Annotated in this window: 13 protein-coding genes; 7 read left to right on the top strand and 6 right to left on the bottom strand. The window is 47.9% G+C overall.

The window, feature by feature from the left end:
• The first annotated feature begins 2 nt into the window (after positions 1–2).
• From ACINK7_RS08440 to ACINK7_RS08420, 5 genes are all read left to right on the top strand, one after another.
• Positions 3–455 (top strand): DUF1249 domain-containing protein, encoded by a 453-nt coding sequence (locus ACINK7_RS08440; protein ID WP_404360906.1) that lies wholly within the window; start codon positions 3–5, stop codon positions 453–455.
• Between the two features lie 438 nt (positions 456–893).
• A complete protein-coding gene (locus ACINK7_RS08435) occupies positions 894–1,565 on the top strand; it encodes a CerR family C-terminal domain-containing protein (protein WP_404360905.1) in 672 nt (223 codons plus the stop codon).
• Entirely contained in the window at positions 1,553–2,947 is a 1,395-nt protein-coding gene (locus ACINK7_RS08430; protein ID WP_404360903.1) for an efflux transporter outer membrane subunit, read from the top strand. The genes ACINK7_RS08435 and ACINK7_RS08430 overlap by 13 nt, the downstream gene beginning before the upstream one ends.
• Positions 2,944–4,152 carry an efflux RND transporter periplasmic adaptor subunit gene (locus ACINK7_RS08425; protein ID WP_404360902.1) on the top strand — a complete coding sequence of 403 codons (1,209 nt, stop codon included), beginning with the start codon at positions 2,944–2,946 and terminating at the stop codon, positions 4,150–4,152. The genes ACINK7_RS08430 and ACINK7_RS08425 overlap by 4 nt, the downstream gene beginning before the upstream one ends.
• Before the next feature lie 5 nt (positions 4,153–4,157).
• On the top strand, positions 4,158–7,313 hold the full coding sequence (locus ACINK7_RS08420) for an efflux RND transporter permease subunit (RefSeq protein ID WP_404360900.1): 3,156 nt from the start codon (positions 4,158–4,160) through the stop codon (positions 7,311–7,313).
• Between the two features lie 425 nt (positions 7,314–7,738).
• Here ACINK7_RS08420 and ACINK7_RS08415 read toward each other — a convergent pair whose 3' ends face one another.
• The 3 genes from ACINK7_RS08415 to ACINK7_RS08405 all read right to left on the bottom strand — a co-directional run bounded on the left by ACINK7_RS08415 (position 7,739) and on the right by ACINK7_RS08405 (position 12,732).
• Complete coding sequence (locus ACINK7_RS08415; RefSeq protein WP_404360899.1) at positions 7,739–8,530, bottom strand: hypothetical protein; 792 nt, start codon at positions 8,528–8,530, stop codon at positions 7,739–7,741.
• Entirely contained in the window at positions 8,523–10,922 is a 2,400-nt protein-coding gene (locus ACINK7_RS08410) for a Lon protease family protein (RefSeq protein ID WP_404360898.1), read from the bottom strand. The genes ACINK7_RS08415 and ACINK7_RS08410 overlap by 8 nt, the downstream gene beginning before the upstream one ends.
• Positions 10,923–10,992: 70 nt before the next feature.
• Positions 10,993–12,732 carry a putative bifunctional diguanylate cyclase/phosphodiesterase gene (locus ACINK7_RS08405; protein WP_404360897.1) on the bottom strand — a complete coding sequence of 580 codons (1,740 nt, stop codon included), beginning with the start codon at positions 12,730–12,732 and terminating at the stop codon, positions 10,993–10,995.
• Positions 12,733–13,119: 387 nt separating this feature from the next.
• Between ACINK7_RS08405 and ACINK7_RS08400 the strand changes: the two genes are divergently transcribed.
• Both ACINK7_RS08400 and ACINK7_RS08395 read left to right on the top strand, forming a co-directional pair.
• Positions 13,120–14,694, top strand: coding sequence for a histidine kinase dimerization/phosphoacceptor domain -containing protein (locus ACINK7_RS08400; RefSeq protein WP_404360896.1), 1,575 nt, complete (start codon positions 13,120–13,122; stop codon positions 14,692–14,694).
• A gap of 616 nt (positions 14,695–15,310) precedes the next feature.
• Positions 15,311–15,907, top strand: coding sequence for an ANTAR domain-containing response regulator (locus tag ACINK7_RS08395; protein ID WP_404360895.1), 597 nt, complete (start codon positions 15,311–15,313; stop codon positions 15,905–15,907).
• A gap of 558 nt (positions 15,908–16,465) precedes the next feature.
• On the opposite strand, the gene ACINK7_RS08390 is transcribed toward ACINK7_RS08395, so the two are convergent.
• From ACINK7_RS08390 to ACINK7_RS08380, 3 genes are all read right to left on the bottom strand, one after another.
• A complete protein-coding gene (locus tag ACINK7_RS08390; RefSeq protein WP_404360894.1) occupies positions 16,466–17,011 on the bottom strand; it encodes a D-glycero-alpha-D-manno-heptose-1,7-bisphosphate 7-phosphatase in 546 nt (181 codons plus the stop codon).
• Positions 17,012–17,154: 143 nt separating this feature from the next.
• Entirely contained in the window at positions 17,155–17,466 is a 312-nt protein-coding gene (locus ACINK7_RS08385) for a hypothetical protein (RefSeq protein WP_404360893.1), read from the bottom strand.
• Positions 17,467–17,629: 163 nt separating this feature from the next.
• Positions 17,630–18,259 (bottom strand): FAD-dependent oxidoreductase, encoded by a 630-nt coding sequence (locus ACINK7_RS08380; protein WP_404360892.1) that lies wholly within the window; start codon positions 18,257–18,259, stop codon positions 17,630–17,632.
• Positions 18,260–18,301 lie beyond the last annotated feature (42 nt).

Genomic DNA, 18,301 nt, shown 5'->3' with positions numbered 1-18,301 from the left:
TCATGAGCAGGATTCATCCGCAAAACAAAGCGGCGTGCTTGGAAACCATCTGTGCCTCTAATTACCAAAAGTTGTTAAGCTTAATTCCTAACATCAGAAACCTTGCCCAATCGGCTGTCGGAAAAGCGTCGAAAAAGCCCGACTTGCAGCTTGAGGTGCTCGAACGCTCGGCACACACATTGACTGTAAAACTCAGCCATCGATTCGATCAATTTCCCAACGATTTATGGGTGCCGGATGTCACAGTCCGCGTATATTTGGACGCGGAACTCGTCGAAGTATTGCGCGACCATGCCAGATCCGACGTCTCGCGCGTCTACAAAGACCCCGGCAAGACCTCTGAAATCTTAAATTATAAATGGCAATTAAATTATTTTTTGCTGAAATGGCTAGATCACTGCCTGAGCATTAATTATCAATTCACTGATCGAAAAGTCACTGAAGTTATAGCCTGATTTCCCCCACAGCCTCTATCAACCCATACACCCTTAGCGAGTCAAATTTCGGGACAAGAAAATCCTGTTAAAGATTTCGTGAAAAACAACTTCCTGGAGCTATGAGTTTTGTAGCGGGTTCGGTAACTCGCTTGACAGGACGCCGTGAATACATCCTTGTAGGCTTGACGGCGGCTTTCCCTGCCGCCGACACCTGTCAATCAAGCAACCGAACCTGCTTACCGTGCATTAAAAATAGGGAAGTTATTTATGACCGAATCCTAAACAAGTCACGAACTTCCAAAAAGCACACTGTTTCGGGCGCTTACTGTGAAAGCTCGTAGATTGAGAATCTTGGGCCCGTCGCTCAGGCTCATGCGGCATTGAACAAGGCTGAAATTTGTCTAATAGATAATTTAAATGTATATTTGAAATTCTCGTTTAAATACCTGATCCGCGATGCCCGAACCAATAGCCAAACCGTTAAAAACTCGAACCCGCTTAATTATCGCGGCCAGCCGAATTTTTGCCGAAAAAGGCTTTCAAGAAACAACGATTGCCGAAATCTGCGAACAAGCCCAAACCAACATCGCATCGGTCAATTATCATTTTCGAGATAAGGAAAGTCTTTATCTCGAAGCCTGGCGCCATGCGTTTCTTAAAGATCTTGAAGTCTATCCATCGGATGGCGGTGTCGATTCTAACGCACCCGCCGAACAACGCCTAGCGGGCCGCATTCGCTCTTTGATCGCCCGCATCGCCGACGACGATTCGCATTTTTTCGCGATCATCAACAAAGAAATGGCGCAACCGACCTCGTTGCTGCCGGAAATTCTCGAAAAAGAAATCAATCCGCAGCGCCAAGCCATGCTTGAACTCATTGCCGAATGCTTGGGACCGAATGCGGATCAACGTACGATACATTTTTGTCATACCAGCATCATCGGCCAATGCTTTCATCTTTTGAAAATCAAACACATGCAAAGCCACTTTCCGGCACGAAGATACAATCCGGAATTAGAGAACCCTACAGCCTACGCCGATCATGTCGTGCATTTTTCATTGGCCGGAATTAAAGCACTGCGCGACCGTCTCGAACCAAGCCCTGGAGACGAGACATGCGAGTCATAAATCCTTCGATTTTATTCATCATCACTTTTCTCAGCGCATGCAGTATTGATATCAAAGAATTCAATCCGCCGATTTCAGTACCGGAAACGTTTTCGATTACCGGCGGAGAATCCCTTCAAGACCGCTGGTGGCTTAACTTTAACGATCCTGCGTTGAATACTCTGATCGATACGGCGCTTCAGCAAAACCTCGATCTAACCGCGGCATTCGAAAGGCTCAAACAAGCCGAAGCCGAAGCTCGCAAGGCCGGATCCGAATTGATCCCCGCCATTAATGCTACGACTAACGCAAATCGCTTCATCGAGGACAACGCCAATACCGGTTCGCTGACTTTCGACAACTTTTCGCTGGGTTTGATCGCCAGCTACGAAGTCGACCTATGGGGCCGAATCCGCGCAGGCACTTACGCAGCAGAACAGGAAATCAAAGCCGCCGAACAAGACATCCATACCGCCGCGATTGCCTTGTCGGCCGAGATAGCGCGCATTTGGTATCAATTAACAGAACAAAAACTACAGCTTGACTTATTGAACGAACAAATCGAAGTCAATAAGCAATATGCGGACTTAGTCGAAGTCCGCTTCAGAGGCGGCCAAGCAACCGCCGCCGATGTCTTCCAACAACGGCAATTACTTGAAGGCGTGGTCGGCGACCGCTATACAGTGCTCGCGAATATCGAGGTATTAAAAAATCAATTGGCGGTCTTGACCGGGCAAGCCCCCGGAACATTGGACATTGTTGCCGGCGATCATTTTCCCGAGCTCGCGGGCCTACCCGAAACCGGCTTGACCTCGGATTTGATACAACGACGCCCGGATGTCAAGAAGGCCTATTATCGCCTGCAAGCCGCCGATCTTCGTATTGCCGCGGCCGTGGCCGACCGCTTTCCGAAACTCGGCTTATCGGCCAGCCTCGATACCTCAGCGCCGGACTTACAAGCCTTCTTCAATAATTGGATGGCAACGCTAGCCGGCAATCTGGTGCTGCCCTTGATCGACGGCGGACGCCGGGTGGCGGAAGTCCGGCGCACCGAGGCTGCAACAGAAGAAGCACTGAATCTCTACGGTCAGAGCGTCTTGCAATCGTTGCAGGAAGTCGAAAACGCATTGGCACAAGAAACGCGCCAACACGAGCGGCTAAATAGCCTCAAAGAACAGCTCCGCTATCTGAACGAAGCCAATGACAACATTCGCATCCGGTCCGCCTATGGGATTTTCGATTTTTTGCGGGTACTGTCGACATTAAACAGCTTACAAGCGATGCAGCGCACACTCATTCGCGCCGAACGTGAATTGATCGATTACAGAATTCAACTCTACCGGTCGCTTGCGGGCGGCTGGCCGCTTACCAAACCGGTTACGAACAGGAACGATATTCCATGACTAATCCCTTCAAGAAATTCGCCACACTGCTGATTTCGCTGGCGATCATCACATTTGCCGGGGCATTGTCTTTTTATTGGCTAAGCAACAAGCCCCGCGCGGTACGAGCCCCCGTTACGACCGTGGCGCCATTGGTCGAAATCATAACGCCGCAAGCCATTGATTATCAAACCACTGTTTTCGCACTCGGCAATGTAATCCCGGCGCAAAGCGTCAATCTTAATTCGCGTGTCGACGGCATGGTCGTTTCGGTCAGCGATCAGTTCATCGAAGGCGGCTTGTTGAAAAAAGACGAAGAAATCGTCCGTCTCGACCCGACCGACTACGAATTACGCGTACGCAGAGCGCAAAGCGATCTCACTCAAGCCCGTTTCAACCTAAAAATGGAATTGGGCCAACAAGCCATCGCGCAACGCGAATATCAATTGCTAGGCCAGGAATTGGACGAACTGGCTCAAGAGCTGGTCCAACGAAAACCCCATCTGGAAGCCGCCAAGGCATCGTTAAATGCCGCCGAAGCGGCGCTAGAGCAAGCCAAGCTGGATCTCGAACGCACCCGCACGATCGCGCCGTTCAACGCCGTCGTCACGGCCCGCAACGCCAATATCGGCTCCTGGGTATCGACTTTCTCGACCGGCACCCCGCTCGTGCAGTTGGTGGCAACCGATTATTATTGGATCGACGTATCGCTACCGCTCGACAAATTACGTTGGATAACAATCCCCGGTTTCAACGGCGATCTGGGCTCGCAGGTCACGATCAGCTACGAAAGAGCCTGGGGACCCGATGCATTCAGAATCGGCGCCGTTAAACGCCTGAAAGCCGAAGTCGAAGCCGAAGGCCGCATGGCTAAATTACTGGTTGAAGTGGAAGATCCGCTCAGCCTAAAGCCGGGTAACCAAAATTCACCTCGCATGATGCTAGGCACATTGGTTCGAGCGGCGATCGCAGGCAAAACCCTAACCGATGTATTACCTGTTCCAGAAACCGCATTGCATGATGGCAACCGGCTCTGGCTAATGAGCGAACAAGACACACTGGACATCCTCAAAATAACTCCCGTCTGGACCGAACAAGGCGTCATTTATTTGCATGCATCGGAACTACCCGAGCGGCCGAGCATCATCGTTAGCGATCTTTCCACACCGGTTCAAGGCATGCGTATTCGCACCACCGAAACCGACCGTTCTTCATCCGCTAGGTAAGCATCATGCAGTCACATCAAGACCCAAGCCACACCGGTCCCATTGCATGGATGGCAGGTCATTCGGTCGCGGCCAATCTCGCAATGGTCGTGTGCATCATCGGAGGACTGCTGTTTTTAAACAATATCCGCCAAGAAGTATTCCCCGACTTTGAAATCGACAGCGTCAGTATCAGTGTCGCTTATCCGGGCGCAAGCCCGGAAGAGGTCGAACGCGGCATTATCCTAGCGATCGAAGACGCGGTGGGCGGCTTGGACGGCATCAAACAAATCACTTCATCGGCAAAAGAAAACGCCGGCACGGTTACCGTCGAAGCACTCCGCGGTACCGACATGCAAAAGTTTACACAAGACATTCAAAAAGAAGTCGACCGCATTACGACTTTTCCAATCGATGCCGAAAAACCGCAAATAACCTTGATCGCCAGCAAGCGTCGAGTAATCTCAGTTGCATTATACGGAGACGCAGAAGATACCGTTTTACACGAATTGGCCGAACAACTCCGCGATCAACTCCTGCAAGACCCAGGCATCACCCAAATCGATCTCGAAGGGGTCAAACCGCTCGAAATCGCGGTCGAAATTCCGCAGGACATGCTGAGACGCTTCGGTTTGTCGTTAGGCGACATCGCTCAACGAATCGCGTCGGCCAGCATCGACCTTCCGGCCGGCAGCGTCAAAACCGACAGCGGCGAAATTTTGATCCGCATCAAAGAACGCCGCGATTACGGGCGCCAATTTAGTCAACTGCCTATTATTACCACCGCAGACGGTAGCCAGATTAAACTCGGCGACATCGCTCGAATAACAGATGGCTTCGATGAAAGCGATTATTATGCGAGTTTCAACGACAAGCCGGCCGTGATGCTGCAAGTCTATAGCGTCGGAGAACAAACGCCGATACAAGTGTCTGAAACAGTCCGTAACCATCTCGATAAAATTGCTCCCGAATTACCCGAAGGCATCTTCACCGACGTCCGGCGCGATGCCTCGGAAGACTACGCGCAAAGGATAGACCTCTTGTTGCGCAACAGCGCCATGGGTTTGTCGCTGGTATTTATCTTGCTGGCGTTGTTTCTTGAGCTACGTCTGGCATTTTGGGTCATGATGGGTATTCCTATTGCGTTTCTCGGGTCGTTTTTGTTCCTGCCCAGTATCGGCGTCACGCTGAACATGATTTCATTATTCGCATTTATCATCGCAATCGGCATTGTTGTCGACGACGCGATCATCATCGGCGAAAATATCTATCATTATCGACAGGAAGGCTTGTCTCCGCTACAAGCGGCCATTCAAGGCGCTCGAGAAATGGCGATGCCGGTTACATTCAGCATCCTGACTAACATCGCCACCTTCATGCCGCTGTTGTTCATTCCCGGATTTACCGGCAAAATCTTTTTTATGATTCCGTTGGTCGTGATCACGGTTTTCTTGCTGTCTCTCGCCGAGAGCTTATTCATTCTGCCGAATCATCTCGGACACCTAAAACCATTGAAAAGCCAAGGTATTCAGGCCAAAATCCATCATTATCAACAACGTTTCAGCGATGGCTTTCGGCACTGGACACTGCACCGCTATGGCCCATTTCTCGAAAGCGTTCTCGAGCATCGCTATCTAACGGTCGCCATGGCATTCTCATTATTGATAGTCGCATTGGCCTATGCCGCTAGCGGACGTATGGGCATGACCTTATTTCCGAAGGTCGAATCCGATTATGCACAAGTCACAGTAACGATGCCGTTTGGAACGCCGTTCGAAAAAACCGAAGCCATCGCCAGACACCTGTCTGAAGCGGCGCGGCGCGTTGCATCAAACGTTCAGAACGGCGACCAATTATTGAAAGGGCAATTTACCGAACTCGGCACAATCGACAGCCAACAGACACTCGGCAGCCATTTGGCTACCGTGCGCACCTATCTTGCGCCGCCCGAAGTTCGCGACGACATTCTTAGTACCGAGCAATTTACCCGGCGCTGGCGTGAAGAGGCTGGAGAAATTGCCGGCATCGAAGCGATTTTATTCGAATCGGACGCCGGCGGCCCCAGTAGGGGTCCGGCGATCACCGTCGAACTTAATCACCGCGACATACAAGTCCTGGAACGAGCAAGCAGACGCCTTGCACAAACGCTTAGCGCCTACCCTATCGTCAATGATGTCGACAGCGGCTTGACCAGCGGCAAGGAACAACTGGACTTTACGCTGCTGCCCGAAGGAAGAAGCTTGGGATTGACGGCGCAAGATGTCGCGCGGCAAGTCAGAAATGCGTTTTTCGGCGCCGAAGTGCTCCGTCAGCAACGCGGCCGTAATGAGATTAAAATCATGGTCAGGCTGCCCGAAAACGAGCGCATGTCACTTAAAAACGTCGAAAGCCTAATGCTGCGTACGCCGGCAGGGATCGAAATTCCGCTTACCGAAGCCGTGCAAATCGAACGCGGCCGCGCCTACACCGAAATCAACCGCCGTAACGGGCGGCGCAACATTCAAGTCAAATCGGGCGTCACGCCACGCAGCCGCGCGGGAGAAATCATTAACGACCTCAAAGCCACCGAACTGCCGCGCCTGCAAGAAGAATTCCCGGGATTGCAATATAGCTTTCAAGGGAGTCAAGCCGAAATGGCCGATAATCTCAGCAGTCTCAAAATCAGTTTTGTCTTTGCACTGCTGGCGATCTACGCGATGTTAGCGATTCCATTCCGCAGCTACATTCTGCCGCTGATCGTCATCGTCAGCATTCCGTTCGGCATCATCGGCGCAATATTAGGGCATTTGTTGATGGGGTACGATCTGAGTATCCTTAGCATGCTGGGTATCGTTGCCCTATCCGGCATCGTCGTCAACGATTCGCTGGTATTGATCAATTATGCGAACGAACATCGCATCGGCAGCGCCAAAACACCTTTACAAGTTATCAAAGCCGCCGGAATTCAGCGCTTCAGGCCAATACTGCTTACCACGCTCACCACTTTTTTCGGCTTAATGCCGATGATACTGGAAACATCTAGGCAAGCGAGGATGTTGATCCCGATGGCGATTTCAATCGGCTTCGGTATTTTGTTCGCGACCTTGATTACACTCGTATTGATTCCGTCGTTATATCTGGTTGCCGAAGACGTTAGGGTCTTGTTTCACAAGTTGAAAATTGCATTTTCCGCCAAGGATTAGCGGGCTATAAAATAACCCAAACCATGCGCATCAAGCTAAAAACGGCCAACCCACATCACACTCTTTCCCAAGTTGCTATTAAAACATGTAGCCCGTATGCAGCGTAGCGGAATACGGGACTGGCGTGGCACCGAACTTCCCGGATTGCGCTACGCTGCATCCGGGCTACGCTGTTTAGGATCGCCGGAAGTTGGTAGTAGAAGTGGTCGGATACATCAAAGGGAATTGTGCGATATCGAAGACAATAGGACTGATGAAAACGGTGATTTTTAATAAAACCGCAAACGTTTAGCAATGGCAGCCTTTCGGGCTGCTAATAACCGTCAAGCCCTCCCCGCTTTGCGGGGGCGATATGACTTCCTATTCTTCATGATCTTCATGGTGAAATGCTTTTTCTAGGTTCATAGAAAGCAGCTAATCTCGGCTTATGCCACTAGCAGCACCGGACAACCAAGCCGATCCGCAAACAACGACGCAGCACTTTGTGAAGCCTCAGGGTCGGATCTATCGGCGCGTAGCACGACGATACTGCAACCACGCTCTAAGACATATTGCATGATCGAGTCGTAACTTCGACTTGATTGAATAAAGAAATGAGAAGCGAAATTACTACCCGCAAGCAAAACTTTAGCTTGTTGCTCCATTTCGGCAATGCCGTTATCGGATTGCCTCTGTAAAATAATGTTGAGCCCCGATTTTTGCGATATGGCAATATCGATAGCCAATTTAAGCGCTCGTTCCGATCCTTCCGTAGCATCATAAATTACCCAAACCGGAGGACTAAACTTTTTAACGGAAATTTTTTTAATCGCCAACGACCGATTACCGCGTGGTCTATCCAAAAGCAATAAATCCATGGTAGCGGCTGCCGCCATCGCCTCGGCCAAATAATGACCGCGAACGACTGTCAACGATATCGTCAATTCGGAATGTTTCGCCAACGCCTCGAGCTGTTGACGAATTCGCTTGATCCGGCGGGCCGATGCCGAACCGATTCGGTCGACATCGAACTTAAGCTCCGCACTAGTCACTCTATCTACTTCGGTTGCAAAAGGAAGACCCGCCAAATGAAACAAATTAATGTCTTCGATAAACAAAGCTGTCAGCTGTGCCCCTTGCGACCTCGCCAGGCTTGCCGCCAACTCCAACAAGGCAGAGTCTTGCAGAGCATCGACAGCGATCAACATTTTTTTTGGGGTAACGTTAAGGTCAATCATGGCCGTTATTTTTCGACAAAAAGGCCTGACTGATTTCGGTAAACCGAGCTAATTGCGCATCGACCTTACCGTTCACCGTATCCCGCGGAAACACGCCGTTTTCGTCAGGGTCGCCCGCTACCATTCCGGTCAATAACTCCAAGGCTTCATCGACATTTTTCACCGCATAGATATGAAACTGCCCGGATTGGGCGGCATGCACGACATCCCAACGCAGCATCAAATGCTTGATATTTGCAGAAGGTATGATCACGCCTTGAGTGCCGGTCAATCCCTGCTTTCTACAGATATCGAAAAAGCCTTCAACTTTTTCATTGACGCCCCCTATCGCCTGCACACGTCCTAACTGATTGACTGAACCGGTCATCGCCAAATCCTGACGCAATGGGATTTGTGTTAGCGATGAAAGAATCGCGCACAATTCGGCAAGCGAGGCGCTATCGCCGTCGACACCTCCATAGGACTGCTCGAACACCAACGTCGCCGACATCGAAAACGGCTTGCTTCGGGCGTATCGGGAGGCGATGAAACCGGCCAAAATCAACACGCCTTTCGAGTGAATCGCGCCGCCCAATTCGGTTTCCCGTTCGATATCGATCAGTTTGCCGTTACCGAGGCGTGTCGTCGCGGTAATCCGGGAGGGCTGACCGAAACTGAATTCGCCGATCTGCAACACCGACAAGCCATTGATCTGCCCTGCTACGCTGCCTTGCGTATCGATCAACACCGTACCGCGCTGAATATGCTCGTAGAGCCTTTCCCTAATCCGATCCAAACGATAGACCTTTTGATCGATCGCCTGCTGTACATCACTGGCATTAATGCAATCGTGTCCGTTTTGTCCGGCCCAATAATCAGCCTCTATCAGTAAATCTTTGATGCTGCGCAAATGCGTCGAGAGCTTTTCAGCATCGCCGGTCATCCTAGCGCTATGCTCGATCACTCGCGCGACGGCATCCCGGCTCAAGGGCTGCAATTTTTCCTGCCTTGCAATCGTTGCCAAAACTTTTGCGTATTCGATCGCCGAGTCTTCTCGGCCCACTGTATCGTCGAAATCGGCAGCGACTTTAAATAAGTCCTGAAACTCGGGATCGTAATAATTCAACAAATAATAAATCAGCCGATCGCCCAACAGAATCAATTTTAATTCGAGCGGAATCGGCTCCGGTTCAAGCGCCGATGTGCTAATTAGACTGAGGCTTCGCTCCAGCGATTCGATACGAATTTCGCCGGATTGCAGTGTCCGCTTCAAGCTTTCCCAGGCATAAGGCTGCATCAATAATTTGCGCGCATCGAGTATCAAATAGCCGCCGTTCGCTTTGTGCAATGCGCCCGGCTTGATCATCGTGAAATCGGTAACCAACGAGCCCATGACGGCTTCATGATCGCAGCGCCCCATCAAATTAGCGTAATTCGGATGATCTTCATAGACGACCGGCGCGGTTTTGTTATCGCTCAAGTCGACCATTAAATTCACTTGATAACGCTTGAAAGGATCGGATTGCTGCTGCATCTCCAAAAACGGCAACGCCGATTCGCGGTGTGGAATGAAGTCGCGTACATGGCCGATAATATCACGCTCGATCTCGTCAAGATAATCGAGAACGGTTTGTTGATCGCCGTAAGTCTCCTTGAGTTCATGGATCGAATGGCCGACTGCAAATTCGGCCACTTCGCGGTTCAGATCTTTAATCTTTCGCTTAGTTTCCTTACGCCAGGCAGGAAACTTCTTGAGCAGTTTTTGCAGACGTTGCTGTAATTCAATGATCGATTGCTGAATTCGCTGCTGCTCTTCCTTGGAGAGTTGATTGAAGCGTTCGGCATCGATCACTACATCTTTTTCATCGACCGGCGCGAACGCATAGCCGGTCGGGGTTTCGGTTAGGATGATATGGGCGTTCGCGGCTTCTTCACGCAATCGGTTAATTTCTCGAAACTCGCGATGCCGCGACTCCTCCTCGATTTCCTCGACTCGTGAGCGGTATTCGTCGCCTTCGAACGACGCCGGTAAGGCGATTCTCAGTTCATCGATCAATTGCTCCATATCTTTTTGGAACAATTTGCCTTTTCCTGCGGGCAAGGACAAAAGCCGAGGCTTGGCCGGTTGATCGAAGTTGAACACATAACACCAATCCGAAGGAATTTTTTTATGTGCGGCTTCCTGCTCGACCAACTGCATAACAGTCGTCATCTTGCCGGTTCCCGAGGGTGCCAATGCAAAAATGTTATAGCCGGCTTTATCGACTCGAATCCCGAACCGAATCGATGCAATAGCCCGCTCCTGCCCGACGATGATTTCGACATCCTTGAGTTCGTCGGTGGTTTGAAAGTTTAAGTCGCCTACTCTACAAGGTTTATAGAGTAATGCGGTCTCCAGAGGTACAATTTTCATTTTATCCCTGCCTTTTTATATAACCAACAGCATTAGAACATAGACTTCTCGCAGCCACAATTGAGAGCTATCAGATATCGTCCCGGTCTAACGGTTTACTAAAATAATATCCCTGAAAACCATCGCAACCGCATCTATATAAATGTTCTAATTGCTCCCATGTTTCAACGCCTTCGGCAATCAAGTCAAGCTTCAAATGTTTCGACATGCCAATAATAGTCTCAACGATCACCGCATCGTTATCGTTGATTCCTAAATTGACTACAAAAGTCTTATCGATTTTCAATTGATCGATCGGTAATCGGGTCAAATAAGATAACGAAGAATAGCCGGTACCGAAGTCGTCGATTGAAAAGCGTAAACCTAATTCTTTTAGCGCATGCATCTTTTCGATAATGCCCTTAACATTCTGAACGATCAATCCTTCGGTAATTTCCAGAATAATATGCCGGGGATCGACTCCAGTCGACCTGATGATAGCGTTAACCAAATCGATAAAGCCTGGAGCACTAAATTGTTTAGGACTAATATTGACTGAAATATGCGGAATTTCCTTCCCTGCTCGGCGCCAAGTCACCCATTGCTCGCATGCCTTGGTCAATACTTGACTACCTATTTGGACAATTAAACCGGTCTCTTCGGCTAAGGGAATAAAATCCTGCGGCGAAATGACGCCTTTTTCGGGATGCTGCCATCTGACCAATGCTTCGTAGCCGAGTAATTGTCGATGGTAATCAAATTGAGGTTGGTAAACCAATCCCAGGTGATCGTGAACCAATGCATTTCTAAGATCCTTCTCCAGTTGCAGTCTTTGATTGACTTTATCCTGCATATCGGGATGAAAGAAACAGTAGGTATTTTTACCGCTGTTCTTCGCGGCATACATTGCCGTATCGGCTTGTTTCAACAAATGATCGAAGGTATCCCCGTTATTCGGAAACAAGGTAATGCCAATACTCACCGAAACACGCAGCTCATGCCCCTCCAATAAATAAGGCATTAATAATAGATCGAGGATTTTCTCGGCAACCACTTTAAGCTGGTTCGATGCAATTGTCTTATCACAAGAAAGATTGGACAAGACGATAACAAATTCGTCGCCGCCCAAACGGGCAATCATATCCTCATCTCTAAGATCTCTTCTAAGGCGATCGGCTACTTGCCTGAGCAATAGATCTCCGACCTTATGCCCCAAGGAGTCGTTGATGGTTTTGAAATTATCCAGATCCAAAAAAAACAATGCACCGTAAATCTTGAAGCGAATTGTGGTAGCCAACTCTTGCTTTATTCTCTCCTCGAGCAAACTGCGGTTGGCGAGTCCGGTTAGCGAGTCATAATGCGCCAAGGTCCACAAATCGGCCTGTGATTTCTTGATTTGAGAAATATCGCTGAACACCGAGATATAATGAGCCGGCTTGCCTTCTTCGCCGATCACATTGATTGTTTGCCAAGCCGGAAAGACATCTCCGGATTTCTTCTTGTTCCAAATTTCTCCCTGCCAACGCTTATTAGTCGTGATACTTCGCCACATTCGGCGGTAAAAATGAATATCTTGTTTACCTGAAGAAAGAATCCTTGGGGTTTTCCCCAGAACATCCTGTTCGGTATAACCGGTAATATTTGTGAAAGCAGGGTTAACATAAAGAATACGCGTCGATTCGTCTGCAATCATCATCGCGTCGGAAGTCGCTTCGAACAATGTTTTGTAGATTTCCAGTTTGATTTCAATCGACTCGGCATCCACGCTCGATAGGCTTTTGTTGTCTCCTGAGCGTCTATTCGCCGGAAATCGATGTTCTTGTTTTTGCATGCAGCCCTCTTAAATTACAGCAATTCGCAGGCGCTAAAATCCGACTAAAAACGGATTATGACTCTGAAAAACTCGAGACGCCATTGGAAATGGCATTCTAAATTTCTAGAAAAATCAACCATTAAACGAAAAGCAAAACAATGCTGTGATCCGGTTTCATAACACCCTTGAAAGGCGTTAGTCGGCGGCGCAGGGGCTGGGGGCCGCAGGTTGCCAATAGTAAATCAATTTACTCGTTAGTAAAACAGATTTGTTCCCTATCTCACAAGTATATTTATTTTAAAAGCATTAATTGATTCAAATAACTGAGCGACACACTTGGTTATAATTTGAACATTGTTTTGTTTAAAAGTCGGTTCGCAGCCGTATTGAATACCTGGAAAACCTATGACCGATTTTAATTATTTTGACGCGTCAGGATTTTATTTTCCGAGCATCTCGCTGAGCAATTTTTTCGAAGCCGGGCACTTAACGATGCTGATCGCGGCCTTATCTATTTGGGGCGTTGTACGTTATCACCGAAAATACCGCAATCTTCTCGTTGAGCATCATGACCAACAGCAAAAACTTAAACATCTAAAGCTTGCAACAAACAGTGTATTTTACGAATGGAATCTCAAAACCGGAAAAATCGAAGGTTGCGAAGATTTCGCCAAACTATTCGGCTTTTCCGAACTCGAAAATGCTGTAAACCATGACCTTTTTCTGACAAAGCTTCATCCTGACGATCAAAACCGCATAAAACGTTTTTTCGAAGACGCCTTAATCCATCTTGATACATTTTCCGTTCAATATCGCTTACAAACTCCGAAACACGAAGTCATTCCTATTTGTCAATACGGCAAGATCACCAGGGGCTCGAGCGGTAAGCCGTTAAAAATACACAACGCAATTCAAAAAGGCGATAAGTTTGCCGATAAAGCGTCGAGCGAAGATAAGCAACTACAGAATATTGTTACAACATCGGGATTAATCGGGGTTATAACAATTTCTCCGGAAAGCCGGATTTTATCGGCTAACGAATATATCTATCGACTCTCAGGCCATGATCAAACTACGTTAAAGAACGCCCCGCTAAGAACTTTACTTAGTTTTCCGAATTTGAACGAGCACTTTTTTTTCGCCCCGAACATCGAGCATAGCGGTATCGTCAGGGGTCAATTGATCCACAAAAACGGCAGAATCAGCAGCGTTAAACTGTCCGTCAACTCCGTTAGCAACGATTCCGATACGATCGATTATTTTGTCATATTACTAGCCGATATTTGCGAGCATATTGAGGAAGATCGTAAGCTACTGGAGCGAGAACAACGACATAAAAACACCCTGATCCGAGAAGTGCATCACCGAATCAAGAACAACTTACAAGGCATTTTCGGCTTATTGCAAAACAACGCATTGGAACACCCCGAAGCCAAGGCGATTCTCGAACAAAGCATGCTGCAGATTAACTCACTGGCAATTACTTACGGCTTACAAAGTAAAACAGAAAATGGAGAAATTTATCTATGCGACATTGTTCATTCCTCGACAGAATTTTGTCAGCGTTTATTTTTCAGCACCAATGAAACCATCGAACTGCAAATTCCCATCGACCATCCGATACGCGTCGATCGGGACAATGCCGTTTCGTTATCGTTAATCGTTAACGAACTATTACTCAATGCCATTAAACACAGCCACGGGGAAAACAAAAAACTCTCGGTTTCTCTGGATTTTGATAAGCATCATGCGATCTTTACCGTCAAGAACGAACCGGCTTCGCTACCCCAAGGTTTCGATTTCGAACAATCGATAAAAATCGGCACCGGACTTTCGCTAGTTAAAACATTGATGCCGGAACAATCGCAATTGTGCATTTACCAGACGAACCACTCAGTCAGCGCACAATTAACGATGATGCCGCCATTAATTTTTCATAAAAGCCAAAGCAATCCGTTTTATAGCTTAAGCAGCAGATAAGCCTATGATTACAAAATGCCGGTCCAATTCTTTACTTCCAGATGCTTTTCAATTAGATTACCAAATTAAATACAAACCCCAGCCCCCGCTTTGTATTCTCTTTATCGAATTATTGGTGCATCATGATCGAACCAATTATGTTCGTCTAAAAGTAGTTAAACTTCAAACTTTTATATTCAGATTCGGTCCTACCTTTTTTTCAACTTCGCTACGCCGCCAAGACCTTAGCCTGATTCCGCTATTGCGCGGATATGACTTTAAAATAATGTAGGAATAAGTTCGCTATACTCATCGTAGATGAAAATTCGGCCTCGGGGTGCCCGTCAAAGGACGCCGTAAATACGTCCATGTAGACTCTATGCCAGCTCCATGCTGGCAAAGCCTTTACCGAGCCCCCCGAGACCTCCTCCGGCACTGCCGAAATTTGAAGTGCGAAAGGTATATATTAAATGCATGATTCACCGTAATTATTCACATCCCCCCTATCGAATTTAGTTTCTAGGTTCACGTCTTCCTTATTGAACAAAAAAACGAATCACTAACAAGCATATTTTGGAAACTATTTTTAGCGATTACCTAAGCGTTTACGACCGCACGGGCCTAAATTTAACTATTAATGAATAAAACAATACTTCTTGCCGACGACGACCGACTCATTCTTGGAACCATGAGCCGTGGACTCCGGCTATCCGGTTATAATGTCTTAGAAGCCGCATCGGGCGATACGGCTATTAAACTTGCTCAAGACCAAAAGCCGGACATTGCGGTTTTAGATATCCGCATGCCGGAAATGACTGGTATTGACGTTGCTAAACATCTTATACAAGTGCTTGACGTTCCAGTCATATTCTTGTCCGCCTATTCCGACGAAGACACAGTAAAAGCCGCCATCGCCTCCGGATGCATGAACTATTTGGTCAAACCCTGCAGTCTCGAACAATTGATTTTGACCATCGAAGCGGTACTCGAAAGAAACAAGGAAATCATTAATCTAAAATACGAAAATAAGCAACTCGACAAAGCGCTATCCCAAAGCAGAAGCGTCTGCATAGCGATTGGCCTGATAATGAAGAATCAACTCCTCACCGAAGAAGCCGCATTTGATTATTTACGCAAAAACGCCAGAGACCAGCGACGAAAAATAACCGAATTGGCCGAGGAAGTCATCCAAACCTTCGCCAGTCAAGACAATCTTAGCCAGACCCACTTATAATCCAGGCAACGCTTCGGAAAAAATGAAAGACGACGTCGTTCAAGACAGATGAAAACCATCCTCGTGACCGGCGCCATTAGACAAATCGGCTCGAAATTGACGCCAGCCCTTATTGCCGAGTGCCATCGCCCGTTAACGATGTGACACGCCGATAAACTTGAATCGAAAAACGCCTAATCAGGCGTATAACGACATGCTGCCGATCCCGCGCTGATGGAGCTTAATTGGACCAGTAGGCGCTATCCGACTAAGTGCGTCTCCATGAATTTCTAGCACCGGCAAATAAACAGGCTGCAGCATAATCATTCCAAGCACTGGTAAAGGCCCCGGCTGAACTGCCGACCAATCCTCGCATCGGCGAACAACTCTTTGAATTCGAATCAAGTGAGGTTAGGCAACTAATCGTTGGACAATACGAAATGCGCTATGAGATTCAGCATTGACCATTTATCTGTTGCGATTGTGGCACACCTGAGAGGATCGTTGAAATTCGTGGCTGGATGAACGTGCCAAAAACTTAGCGTACTATTTTTTCCGAATTCTGCAGCTACCCCTTATTTACAACAAAGTCGAAGCATCTGTTAGAAGATTAATCGAGATCGTAGCAAATTCTGACAGCTCTGTAATACATCCGACAGGAATATAATGACACCTGACACCAATCCCGGCATTTACCGCCGCCTCTATGTCCGATGCCTTATCACCCAACATGACCGAGCTTGCCAAATCGATATCGTACTTTTTGGCCGCTGTTAATATCATTCCCGGATTGGGCTTGCGATCAAACGAATCCCTTCTGTAAGATCCGATACCGTGCTCAGGATGATAGGGACAAAAGAAGACTTCGGTTATTGGCGCCCCTTCCATTGCAAATCTAGCGCACATCCAATCCGTCAGATTAAAAAAATCCTGCTCTGTATAGTAGCCGCGTCCTATACCGGCTTGATTGGTAACGACTATCAACAAGTAGCCCAATTGAACAGCGGTTGTAGCCAGTTCGAATATACCTTCAATAAACTCAAAGTCGTCTGGACGGCAGATGTAGCCACCATCATGATTGATGACCCCGTCCCTGTCTAAAAACAAAGCTCGCTTTGGTTCCATTGTCATCTCTCCTTATCCTATTCGGATTTAATCCGCCTCCGATTGATCAACAATCCAATCCGCAAAGGCTAGGGAACTGGTAAAGGCCGGTGAGATTGCGTTCAGCACATGCAGCGAATCCGATGTTTTTTCAATCACATAATTCATTTCCAACTTTTTTCGCGGACGTTGATAAATTGCGGGCGTATTCCCACTCTGTCGCTGACAATCAGGTCGTCATAACCAAGCTCGGGCATTAATTTACGCACTGCGGCAAAGAAATTCTTCTTTCGATATTTACCAAATTCGGTATGCACCAATTGCCGGAAATTTTGGCGATTGGCCAAGTACATCCCGGCAATTTCAATGGCAATTATCAGGGATTCACCCAACTGCGCGCCTTGTAAAATACCGTAATTATCGCAGCCCAGCGCCGGTATCGCTGTAGGTCCGGCATAGACATCGCCGCTTGCCAATCGAGTCAGGCGCCCCCCCCCAGAAACGGCTGATCGATATCGGGTACGGGATAAATATTGGCGTGAACTAAATGCGCACGTTCGGGCCGCAATCTAAAATAAATTCCTTTAAATAGCACTAAGGTGTAATCCGCGGCCAATCCAAAATTTTTGGCAACCTTATCTACCGAGGCTCCGGCGCAGTTAAATAAATAGCGATAAGCGAATTCCCCCTAAACATCGTCACCTTACGAGCCTCAGTATCGACTGATGAAACCGGCGCGTGGAAAAATATTTTTACACTGCTGTTCACTAACAACTCCAGCAACTTTGAAACCACGGTCTTACTGTCTATCACCGCCGTATCCGGGCAATGGATGCCCTGTTGGTAGACCCCAACATATGGTTCGGTTTGTCGAACTCCATACTCATCCAGAAATTCCGCCCTAATGCCATTTTCTCGTGCGTTTTTTAGTAGCTTGTCGATCACTGTTAAATTTTTGGAAGAGGAAGCTACTATGACCTTGCCGCTATGTTGACAGTTTATGCCATACTCCCGCGCGAACACCTTCATCCTACGCGCGCCTTTCGCGCATACCTTGGCTTTCAAAGTTTGACTGTCGTAATAGATGCCACTGTGCAACACACCACTATTACGACCACTAGCATGTTTCCCCAGGCCACTTTCATTTTCCAGAATCGCAATTTGAGCATCGGGGTGCCTCTTATTTAGTTCACGGGCAACAGTCAGCCCGACAATTCCGCCCCCGACTATCAAATAATCCCATTGTTTCTGCGAATCAGGCGACATCATCAATTATTTCCTTGATTTGTAGAGCATGAAAGTAATGAATAA

Source organism: Methylotuvimicrobium sp. KM1 (assembly GCF_044788715.1).
GTDB lineage: Bacteria > Pseudomonadota > Gammaproteobacteria > Methylococcales > Methylomonadaceae > Methylotuvimicrobium.
The sequence above is the reverse complement of the archived record's forward strand: the minus strand, read 5'-3'. Positions and strand labels throughout refer to the sequence as shown.

Bases quoted from the DNA above. Each gene is read 5' to 3' on its own strand.
- ACINK7_RS08390 (WP_404360894.1), bottom strand. From the start codon at position 17,011: ATGGAACCAAAGCGAGCTTTGTTTTTAGACAGGGACGGGGTCATCAAT.
- ACINK7_RS08425 (WP_404360902.1), top strand. From the start codon at position 2,944: ATGACTAATCCCTTCAAGAAATTCGCCACACTGCTGATTTCGCTGGCG.
- ACINK7_RS08435 (WP_404360905.1), top strand. From the start codon at position 894: ATGCCCGAACCAATAGCCAAACCGTTAAAAACTCGAACCCGCTTAATT.
- ACINK7_RS08440 (WP_404360906.1), top strand. From the start codon at position 3: ATGAGCAGGATTCATCCGCAAAACAAAGCGGCGTGCTTGGAAACCATC.
- ACINK7_RS08400 (WP_404360896.1), top strand. From the start codon at position 13,120: ATGACCGATTTTAATTATTTTGACGCGTCAGGATTTTATTTTCCGAGC.
- ACINK7_RS08415 (WP_404360899.1), bottom strand. From the start codon at position 8,530: ATGATTGACCTTAACGTTACCCCAAAAAAAATGTTGATCGCTGTCGAT.
- ACINK7_RS08380 (WP_404360892.1), bottom strand. From the start codon at position 18,259: ATGATGTCGCCTGATTCGCAGAAACAATGGGATTATTTGATAGTCGGG.
- ACINK7_RS08405 (WP_404360897.1), bottom strand. From the start codon at position 12,732: ATGCAAAAACAAGAACATCGATTTCCGGCGAATAGACGCTCAGGAGAC.
- ACINK7_RS08420 (WP_404360900.1), top strand. From the start codon at position 4,158: ATGCAGTCACATCAAGACCCAAGCCACACCGGTCCCATTGCATGGATG.
- ACINK7_RS08395 (WP_404360895.1), top strand. From the start codon at position 15,311: ATGAATAAAACAATACTTCTTGCCGACGACGACCGACTCATTCTTGGA.
- ACINK7_RS08410 (WP_404360898.1), bottom strand. From the start codon at position 10,922: ATGAAAATTGTACCTCTGGAGACCGCATTACTCTATAAACCTTGTAGA.
- ACINK7_RS08430 (WP_404360903.1), top strand. From the start codon at position 1,553: ATGCGAGTCATAAATCCTTCGATTTTATTCATCATCACTTTTCTCAGC.